Genomic DNA, 9134 nt, shown 5'->3' with positions numbered 1-9134 from the left:
CTGCTCTGGGCGCCATTCGCGCCAACGATCGCTTCAAAGCCTTCTACACCGCGCTCGCGGCTCGATCCGGTTCGAAGAAACTCGCAATCGTGGCCGTCGCCAGAAAGCTTCTCGTCACACTCAATGCTATCATCCGCGACAAAACCGCCTTCGCATGAACACAGTTGCCATGCCGTGATTTTGAAGCGTTGCAGCGGTGCAGAATTCTGCTCCGTTTGCACCTTTCGCCGAGGTCACGGAATGGATCCTTGGGTCTTCGCTCCGCGCTGCGTCGCTACGCCCAAGGATGACGAAGCAGCCCAATCTCCCAGGTGACATCGCGCGGCGAGATTGACCAGAAGCCCATTCAGAGCTTGATCACATATTCCTTGCGGGTCGTCTCCAGCACTTCCCAAGTGCCCTTGAAGCCGGGCTGCAGCACGAAGCTGTCGCCGGCCCTGACCGTGCGCGCCTCGCCGCCATCCTCGGAAATCACCGAGACGCCGGACAGGATGTGGCAGAACTCCCACTCGTCATAGACGATCCGCCATTTGCCGGGCGTCGCTTCCCAGATGCCGGCATAGAGGTCGCCGCCCCGTTCCTCGACATTCCAGGTGCGGAATTTGGGATCGCCTGAGATTACCCGGTCCGGGGCCGGCGCTCCGGCCTCCGGGTCGACGCCTTCGATATTCACGGCAAGGAAGCCCGACATCGGATCAAACCTTGCTGAGCGCCTGCTCCAGATCGGCGACGATGTCGTTGACATCCTCGATGCCGATCGACAGCCGGACGGTGTCCGGCCCGGCGCCAGCCTTGATCTTCTGCTCGTCGGAAAGCTGGCGATGCGTGGTCGAGGCCGGATGGATGACCAGCGACTTGGTGTCGCCGACATTGGCCAGATGCGAGAACAGCTCCAGCGCCTCGACGAACTTGACGCCGGCCTCGTAGCCGCCCTTGAGCCCGAAGGTGAACACGGCGCCGGCGCCCTGCGGCGAATATTTCTTCTGCAGCGCGTTGTTCTTGTCGCTCGGCAGTCCTGGATAGTTCACCCACGCGACTTTCGGATGGTTCGAAAGCCAGGCCGCGACGCTCACCGCGTTGTCGCAATGGCGCTGCATGCGCAGCGGCAGCGTTTCCAGGCCGGTCAGGATCAGGAAGGCGTTGAAGGGCGAGATCGCCGGGCCGAGGTCGCGCAGGCCGAGCACGCGGGCGGCAATCGCAAAGGCGAAGTTGCCGAAGGTCTCGTGCAGGACGATGCCGCCATATTCGGGGCGCGGCTCGGACAGCATCGGATACTTGCCGGACTTCGACCAGTCGAAGGTGCCGCCATCGACGACGGCGCCGCCGATCGAGTTGCCGTGGCCGCCGATGAACTTGGTCAGCGAATGCACCACGATGTCGGCGCCATGCTCGATCGGCCGCACCAGATAGGGCGAGGCCAGCGTGTTGTCGACGATCAACGGCAGGCCGTGCCTGCGGGCGATGTCGCCGATCTTCTCGATGTCGACGAAGATGCCGCCGGGATTGGCGAGGCTCTCGATGAAGATCGCCTTGGTCCTGTCGTCGATCTGGCTCTCGAACGTCGACGGGTCGTTGGTATCGGCCCAACGCACCTCCCAGCCATAGTTCTTGAAGGCGTGGCCGAACTGGTTGATCGAACCGCCATAGAGCTTTGTCGCGGATACGAAATTATCGCCGGGCTGCATCAGATTGTGGAAGACCAGCACCTGCGCGGCATGGCCGGAGGCGACGGCGAGCGCCGCCGTCCCGCCTTCCAGAGCCGCGAGACGCTCCTCCAGAACCGCCTGGGTCGGGTTCATGATTCGGGTGTAGATGTTGCCGAAGGCCTTCAGCCCGAACAGCGAGGCGGCGTGGTCGGCATCGTCGAAGACATAGGAGGTGGTCTGGTAGATCGGCGTGGCGCGCGCGCCCGTCGCCGGATCGGGCTTGGCGCCTGCGTGAACGGCGAGCGTGTTGAAACCGGGCGTACGTGTCATCGAAGCCTCCCTCTCTAAGCCTTTCGAAAATCGCCGCGCATTCTTGGCGAAGCGCGGTCGTGAATGCAAAGAAGAAAATACCTTTCGGCTTGCGATTTGCGACGAACGCCTGGGAAAAACCAATTATTCCCGGAATAACTTTGCGCAACCGATAGCCGGCCTATTTCTGCCTAACGCCAAAACTCTGGAAGCCCTGCCGCATCACAGGCTTCTTCGACGACAGCACGCCGGAATTGACGCCGGTCCAGCCGATCTCGCCCGACAGCTTCCCATATTCGATCTTCGGGCAGCGGTTCATCACCACATTGATGCCGGCGGCCTCGGCGCGCGCGGCCGCCTCATCATTGCGCACGCCAAGCTGCATCCAGATCACCTTCGGCAGCGGATCGAGCTTCAGCACTTGGTCGACGATGCCCGGTATGGCTGGCGAGCCGCGAAAGATGTCGATCATGTCGACCGGCTGAGGCAGGTCCGCCAGGCTGGCATAGACCGTGCGGCCGAGGATCTCCTTGCCGGCATGGCCCGGATTGATCGGAAACACCGAAAAGCCCTTGGCAAGCAGATATTTCAGCACGAAGTAGCTCGGCCGCACATCGTTGGGCGAGGCGCCGACCATGGCGATGGTCTTCACCGAGTTCAGAATGCCGGCGATGTAGGTGTTGTCGTAGGCGTCATGATTCATGGCTCGTCCTCATACAGCGCTTCGGCGAGAAAGGCAGCCGGGTCGCTGCAGAAGTCGCGCATCATGCGAAAATGGTCGGTGTCCTGAAAATCGGTCGGATCGAGGCCGAACCGGCTGACGCGAAAGAGGCGCGCATTCGGGCAGGCCATCAAAAGCGGCGAATGCGTGGCCATGATCACCTGCGCGATGCCGGATCGATCCATCCGCTGCAGGAGCTTGATCAGTTCGATCTGGCGTGTCGGCGAGAGCGCGCTTTCGGGTTCGTCGAGAATGTAGATGCCCTGGCGGCTGCAGCGCTCCTCGAAAAAGCGAATGAAGCCTTCGCCATGCGACCAAGACAGGAAATCAGGTGGCGCCGCGCCGGCTTCCAAAGCTGAACGATCGAGATAGCGCGCCACCGAATAGAAGGACTCGGCGCGAAAGAACCAGCCCGCGGTGACTTTCGGCAGCCAGTGAGCGCGTAGGGCGTTGGCAATTGCTCCGCCGCTCCGGTCGATAGCGCCGGAGTGGTCGACAGGCATGTAGCCCTTGCCGCCGCCGGCCTCGTCATAGCCGGCTAATGCGCCGATCGCTTCGAGCAGCGTCGATTTGCCGGTGCCATTCTCGCCGACGATGATGGTGATGGCGCTCGTGAACTCGAACTCGAATTCACGGTCCCGAAAGATCGGCAGGTTCCAGGGATACTTTTCCCAATCCGCGACCCGCGACGGCTCAAGCAGGATGCGCTTGAGATAGGGCGCTTTCAGCCGCGTCAGTTGCCTGCGGCTAGCCACGTCGAACCCTCAACGATGGAAAAACGCGGCTGCATCCCGGGTCAGTTATTCGTCGGTCCATTCCGGCTTGCGCTTGCCGATGAAGGCGCCGATGCCTTCCTCGGCGTCGCGCGCCAGCATGTTTTCCACCATCACCCTGCCGGCATAGGCATAGGCGTCGGCAAGCCCCATCTCGGCCTGCGCGTAGAACGCTTCCTTGCCGACCTTGACCACCAAAGATGATTTGGACGCAATGGTTTGCGCGTATTTGTTGACAACCTGATTTAGATATTCGCGCGGCACGATACGGTTGACGAGGCCGAATTCCCTGGCCGTCGCCGCATCGATCGTCTCGCCGGTCAGAAGCATCTCCATCGCCTGCTTGCGCGAGACGTTGCGCGACAGCGCCACCATCGGCGTCGAGCAGAACAGACCGATGTTGACGCCAGGCGTGCAGAAGGTCGCCTCATGGGAGGCAATCGCAAGATCGCAACTTGCGACGAGCTGCAGGCCGGCGGCGGTGGCCAGGCCATCGACCTCTGCGATCACCGGCTTCGGGTGGCGCACAATCGTCTGCATCAGGCCCGCACAGGCAGCGAAAGTCTTTTCGAAAAAGGCCCTGCCGCGGTCGGGATCGGCGCGGTGCGCGGTCATTTCCTTGAGGTCGTGGCCGGCGCAGAACACCTTTCCGGACGCCGCCAGGATGATGACACGAACGGACTTGTCTTCCTTCACCCGGTCGAGTTCGGCCTGCAGCGCCGCCATCGTCGCCAGCGAGAGCGCGTTAGCCGGCGGGCTGGCGAGCGTCAGCCGCAAAACGCCCTTATCCCGGCTGGCGAGAACGGGGCCGTCGGCGACGGCGGACTTGATGGCAACGACTTCGGCCACTTTCATGAACCTCTCGATCGGCACTCGCAGACCATGGAACAACAGAACTAACACGCTGCCGGTTGAAGAAAAGCCGCGAGACGTGTTTTCTCCGTCGCACCGTTTGGTCCAGGCGCATGCCCGGAGCTTGCCATCTCATATAGGACGCGGCGCATGCCTGCCCAAAGCAATCTGAAGCCAATGCTCAACGCGGCCGAAGTCAATGCACTGATGGCAAGCGTGTACCCGCAGCTCAACGACCGGCTCACATCCTATGAGGCGCTGGACGTGTTTCCAGGCGGCTGCACGGTTCGCCTCAATGCCGACGAACGGCACCTGCGCCCGGGCGGCACGGTTTCCGGTCCGTCGCTATTCACGCTGGCCGACATCGGCGGTTATGTCTGCGTGCTCAGCCACGCCGGACCGGACGCGCTTTCGGTGACGGTCAACCTCGACATCAATTTTGTCCGCAAGGCCGAGGCCGGGCCGATCGACGGCCATTGCCGCATCCTGAAGCTCGGGAAAAGCCTAATGGTGTTCGACATCGACATCGTCGCCGGCCGGGACGGGCACACCGTGGCGCATGCCACAGGCACCTATTCGATCCCGCCGAAGCGAGCAAGCGATGCGGTAAAATAATACCGCTTAATCAACTAATTGTTTTTGCTTTATTTTCGACGCCAAGAGAGTTTCTCGCCGGCTTGACGCCTACAGCACCCTCGCCTATAAGCCGACCCGAAGCAGCGGCCCGCTACGGCCGCCGTTTTGTTATTGGCGGACGGCGGCAGCGCCCTCGTCAATCCAAGCAACAAGAAACGCCTTCCTGCTCCTTCGCGGAGGAGAAGGTCAAACCTGAGAGCAAAACCATGGCTACCTTTTCGCAGAAGCCTGCGGATGTGGTGAAGAAGTGGGTGCTGATCGACGCCGAAGGTCTCGTCGTCGGCCGCCTCGCCACTGTCATCGCCAACCATCTGCGCGGCAAGCACAAGCCCACCTTCACCCCGCATGTCGATGATGGCGACAACGTCATCGTCATCAATGCCGACAAGGTGGTGTTCACCGGCAAGAAATACACCGACAAGGTCTACTACTGGCACACCGGGCACCCCGGCGGCATCAAGGAGCGCACCGCGCGCCAGCTACTCGAGGGCCGCTTCCCAGAGCGCGTCGTCGAGAAGGCCGTCGAGCGCATGATCCCGCGCGGCCCGCTTGGCCGCCGCCAAATGAAGAATCTCCGCGTCTATGCAGGCGCCGAGCATCCGCACGCCGCCCAGCAGCCCGTCACGCTCGACGTGGCCAAGCTGAACTCCAAGAACAAGAGGGCCTCGTAATGGCTGAGCTTTCCTCGCTCGCAGAACTCGGGACTGTCACTGCCGCCGCGCAGCCTGCCGCGCCCGTCCACGTCCAGAAGCTCGACAAGTCGGGCCGCGCCTATGCCACCGGCAAGCGCAAGAACGCCATCGCGCGCGTCTGGGTGAAGCCGGGTTCCGGCAAGATCACTGTCAACGACAAGGAATTCGCGACCTATTTCGCGCGTCCGGTACTGCAGATGATCCTCAACCAGCCGATCGTCGCCGCCAACCGCGCCGGCCAGTACGACATCGTCGCCACCGTCATCGGCGGCGGCCTCTCCGGCCAGGCGGGCGCCGTGCGTCACGGCATCTCCAAGGCGCTGACCTACTACGAGCCGGCGCTGCGCTCCGTGCTCAAGAAGGGCGGCTTCCTGACCCGCGACAGCCGCGTCGTCGAGCGCAAGAAGTACGGCAAGGCAAAGGCCCGCCGCAGCTTCCAGTTCTCGAAGCGCTAAGCTTTACGAGTTCCAAGCTTTTCGAAAGGCCGCCTCCGGGCGGCCTTTTTGTTTTCCGCTACCAATGTCCGGCCGGCGTCTTGATGTAGTCTATGAAGGCGCGCAGCGGCGCCGGCACCAGCCGGCGTCCGGGATAGTACAGAAACGGCCCGGAGAATTCCTGCCACCACGGCTCCAGCACAGGTTCCAGCACGCCGCTCTCGAAATGCGGGCGCACCCAGTCCTCGAAGAGCCAGAGAATGCCGACCCCGGCGATCGCCGCATCGATAGCGAGATCGACGCCACCACCGATGCTGACGACCAATGGCCCCGTGGTATCGACCCGCACCACCTCGCCGTCGCGCTCGAATTCCCAAGGCGTCATGACCCCGCTGGGAAAGCGACCGCGCACGCACGCATGGCCAAGCAGGTCACGCGGGTGTTGCGGCCGGCCGTGCCGATCAAGATAGGCCGGAGAGGCGGAGGTGGTGAAGCGCTGCGCGCGCGGCCCGATCGGCACCGCGATCATGTCCTGCTCCAGCCGCTCGTCGTAGCGGATGCCGGCATCGCAGCCTGCCACCAGCAGGTCGACGAAGTTCTCCTCCGCGATCACTTCCAGGCGAATGGCGGGATAGGCGGCGAGAAATCCGGGCACGATTCTGGGTAACAGCAGCCGAGACGCACTGATCGGGACGTTGAGGCGCAAGGTGCCGGCGGGCCGGTCGCGAAAGCCGTTTACGACATCAAGCGCCGCTTCGACCTCGCCCAGCGCCGGGGCAAGCCGGGCCAGCAGGCTGGCGCCCGCCTCGGTCAAAGCAACACTGCGTGTGGTGCGGTTGAAGAGCCGCACGCCAAGTTGGGTCTCCAAACGGCGAATGGCTTCACTGAGCACGGACGCGCTGCCCGCCGTCACGCGGGCCGCTTCGCGGAAGCCGCCGGCACGCGCCACCGCCAGAAACCCCTGGAGATCGTTGAGATCAGCCGCCATTGTTCTTAGTTCCGCACAGGTCGTGCTGGTTATACCCGGTTATCGGGACAGCGGCCATGCCCTATCTCACTCGCCGACAGCGAAGGAGAACCACGATGTCCAGCGACAAATCCGGTACTTATAAACTCGGCGACCGCATGGTCCGCCGCCTCGGCTACGGCGCCATGCAGCTTGCCGGCAAGGGCGTGTTCGGTCCGCCAAAGGACCATGACGCGGCAGTCGCCGTGCTGCGCGAAGCGGTAGCGCAAGGCGTGAACCACATCGACACCAGCGACTACTACGGCCCGCACGTCACCAACAAGCTGATCCGCGAGGCGCTGGCGCCCTACCCCGACGACCTCACCATCGTCACCAAGATCGGCGCCCGCCGCGGCGAAGACGCTTCCTGGCTGCCGGCCTTCACAGCCGATGAGCTCGAGCAGGCCGTTCACGACAACCTTCGTAATCTTGGCCTCGAGGTGATGGATGTCGTCAATCTGCGCATCATGTTCGGGGTGCACGGTCCAGCGGAAGGCTCCATCGAGGCGCAGGTCACCAAGCTTGCCGAGTTGCAACGCAAGGGCCTGGTGCGCCATATCGGCCTCAGCAACGTCACACGCGCGCAGATCGCGGAAGGTCGTAAGATCTGCGACATCGTCTGCGTGCAGAACCAGTACAACCTGGCGCACCGCGACGATGACGCGCTGATCAATGAACTCGCGCGCGCCGGCATCGCCTATGTGCCGTTCTTCCCGCTCGGCGGCTTCAGCCCGCTGCAGTCCTCGACCCTGTCGGGCGTCGCGGAACGGCTCGGCGCGACGCCAATGCAGGTGGCGTTGGCCTGGCTGTTACAGCGTTCGCCGAACATCCTGCTGATCCCCGGCACGTCGTCGGTCGAGCATTTGCGGGAGAACCTGGCGGCAGCGGAGCTCGAGTTGCCGCCCGAGATGCTCCAGGAACTGGATGGGGTCGCGAAGGCGGCCTGATTAAGCTGATCTCCCCCTTGTGGGGGAGATTCGTAGCTCCACGCCGCGCTCTCAATTGATGCTTGCCGTATGCGCCGGCTCGGCTGGCCTCGCCTCGTCGGTGTAAGGCACCCTGAAACCGTTCGCCGTCAGCCACTCGATCGCCGCCCTCGGCTCGTCGGTCTGGATGATGGTGGCGCCGCGGTCGACCCAGAAACCCCAGGCTTCGCGCGGCAGGCTGGCGGCGACCGCCAGCTGGTCGCCGCGGCCGCCGGCCAGGAAGCCACCCGGCTTGTTGACGATGGCATAGGTGTCGGCCCAGAGATGCCAATCGCCGCGCACGGCAGAAGCTCGCATGCGGGTGCTGAACAGCGGACCGCCGCTTGGGGTCAGCGTCTCGGCGTCATTGCGCCAATTGATCAGTTCGATGGCGCGTGGCGCAAACGCCTTGTCGACTTGTTCCGCGAAGGCCGCGTCATGCACGGCGTCGTCGGCGAGGATCGGCATGAACTGGAAGCCGCCGCCTGCCTGGGCAAGTGCCGCCCTGGCGGCGTCGATGCGCTGACGGTCCCACAGGTTCTCTTTCACGATCACCTGGTCGGCCATGCCGAGATCGCGGGCGACCGCGATCATGGCGGGCAGGTCGGTCACCTCCAGCTTGTTGTCGAGGTTAATCAGGATCCTGTCCTTTGTCGCTGCCAGCATCTCGTGCAGCGTGGACACGGTCTCATCGGTGACGGCGCCGGTGCCCTCGATCACCAGCCGGCATTTCTTCAGCTCGGCCAGCGTATACTTCACCACTTCGCCCTTGCAGGTGGTGGTGCGGTCAAGCCAGCTGTCATGCATGATGACGAACTGGCCCTCCTTGGCGCGCCTGACATCGACCTCGACGATCTCCGCGCCGATCGCAATCGAACCCTCGACAGCGGCAAGCGAATTCTCTGCGTACAGCGTCTTGCCGGCCTGCATGCTGCCGGCGCGGTGCGCGGCGATCATCACATGGTCGCGCCACTGGTTGGCGTGCTTGAAACGGTCGAGGATTTGGGCAGCGCGCGTCTCGCCGGCTAAGCTTTGGCCAGAGGCGGCCGCTAGCGTGGCGGACAGAAGAAGGCTCAGCCAGAGTGTTCGCATCGGGGGAA

General features: G+C 63.4%; 11 protein-coding genes. 4 read left to right on the top strand and 7 right to left on the bottom strand.

What is annotated here, in order from left to right; translation table 11 throughout:
- Positions 1-346 precede the first annotated feature (346 nt).
- The 5 genes from EN853_RS14260 to EN853_RS14240 all read right to left on the bottom strand — a co-directional run bounded on the left by EN853_RS14260 (position 347) and on the right by EN853_RS14240 (position 4298).
- Positions 347-691 carry a cupin domain-containing protein gene (locus EN853_RS14260; RefSeq protein WP_127860394.1) on the bottom strand — a complete coding sequence of 115 codons (345 nt, stop codon included), beginning with the start codon at positions 689-691 and terminating at the stop codon, positions 347-349.
- Between the two features lie 4 nt (positions 692-695).
- Positions 696-1976 carry an O-acetylhomoserine aminocarboxypropyltransferase gene (locus tag EN853_RS14255; RefSeq protein WP_127860393.1) on the bottom strand — a complete coding sequence of 427 codons (1281 nt, stop codon included), beginning with the start codon at positions 1974-1976 and terminating at the stop codon, positions 696-698.
- A gap of 160 nt (positions 1977-2136) precedes the next feature.
- Positions 2137-2658 (bottom strand): CoA-binding protein, encoded by a 522-nt coding sequence (locus tag EN853_RS14250; RefSeq protein ID WP_127860392.1) that lies wholly within the window; start codon positions 2656-2658, stop codon positions 2137-2139.
- Entirely contained in the window at positions 2655-3431 is a 777-nt protein-coding gene (locus tag EN853_RS14245) for an AAA family ATPase (protein ID WP_127860391.1), read from the bottom strand. The genes EN853_RS14250 and EN853_RS14245 overlap by 4 nt, the downstream gene beginning before the upstream one ends.
- 45 nt (positions 3432-3476) lie before the next feature.
- A complete protein-coding gene (locus tag EN853_RS14240) occupies positions 3477-4298 on the bottom strand; it encodes an enoyl-CoA hydratase (RefSeq protein WP_127860406.1) in 822 nt (273 codons plus the stop codon).
- A 153-nt stretch (positions 4299-4451) separates the two neighbouring features.
- Here EN853_RS14240 and EN853_RS14235 point away from each other — a divergent pair, with 153 nt between their 5' ends.
- From EN853_RS14235 to rpsI, 3 genes are all read left to right on the top strand, one after another.
- Positions 4452-4916, top strand: a complete 465-nt coding sequence (locus EN853_RS14235) for a PaaI family thioesterase (RefSeq protein WP_127860390.1) — start codon at positions 4452-4454, stop codon at positions 4914-4916.
- A 227-nt stretch (positions 4917-5143) separates the two neighbouring features.
- Positions 5144-5608 carry a 50S ribosomal protein L13 gene (gene rplM, locus EN853_RS14230; RefSeq protein WP_059184834.1) on the top strand — a complete coding sequence of 155 codons (465 nt, stop codon included), beginning with the start codon at positions 5144-5146 and terminating at the stop codon, positions 5606-5608.
- A complete protein-coding gene (gene rpsI, locus EN853_RS14225; protein ID WP_040969232.1) occupies positions 5608-6084 on the top strand; it encodes a 30S ribosomal protein S9 in 477 nt (158 codons plus the stop codon). Before rplM ends, rpsI begins: the two co-directional genes overlap by 1 nt.
- Before the next feature lie 58 nt (positions 6085-6142).
- On the opposite strand, the gene EN853_RS14220 is transcribed toward rpsI, so the two are convergent.
- On the bottom strand, positions 6143-7051 hold the full coding sequence (locus EN853_RS14220; RefSeq protein ID WP_127860389.1) for a LysR family transcriptional regulator: 909 nt from the start codon (positions 7049-7051) through the stop codon (positions 6143-6145).
- Positions 7052-7146: 95 nt separating this feature from the next.
- Between EN853_RS14220 and EN853_RS14215 the strand changes: the two genes are divergently transcribed.
- On the top strand, positions 7147-8016 hold the full coding sequence (locus tag EN853_RS14215; protein ID WP_127860388.1) for an aldo/keto reductase family oxidoreductase: 870 nt from the start codon (positions 7147-7149) through the stop codon (positions 8014-8016).
- 51 nt (positions 8017-8067) lie between these two features.
- Here EN853_RS14215 and EN853_RS14210 read toward each other — a convergent pair whose 3' ends face one another.
- Positions 8068-9126: a glycerophosphodiester phosphodiesterase family protein gene (locus EN853_RS14210; RefSeq protein ID WP_127860387.1), complete on the bottom strand. Its 1059-nt coding sequence runs from the start codon at positions 9124-9126 to the stop codon at positions 8068-8070.
- Between the last annotated feature and the right edge of the window lie 8 nt (positions 9127-9134).

The organism is Mesorhizobium sp. M1C.F.Ca.ET.210.01.1.1 (assembly GCF_004791585.1).
Classification (GTDB): Bacteria; Pseudomonadota; Alphaproteobacteria; order Rhizobiales; family Rhizobiaceae; genus Mesorhizobium.
This window is presented reverse-complemented; position numbering and strand designations above follow the sequence as displayed.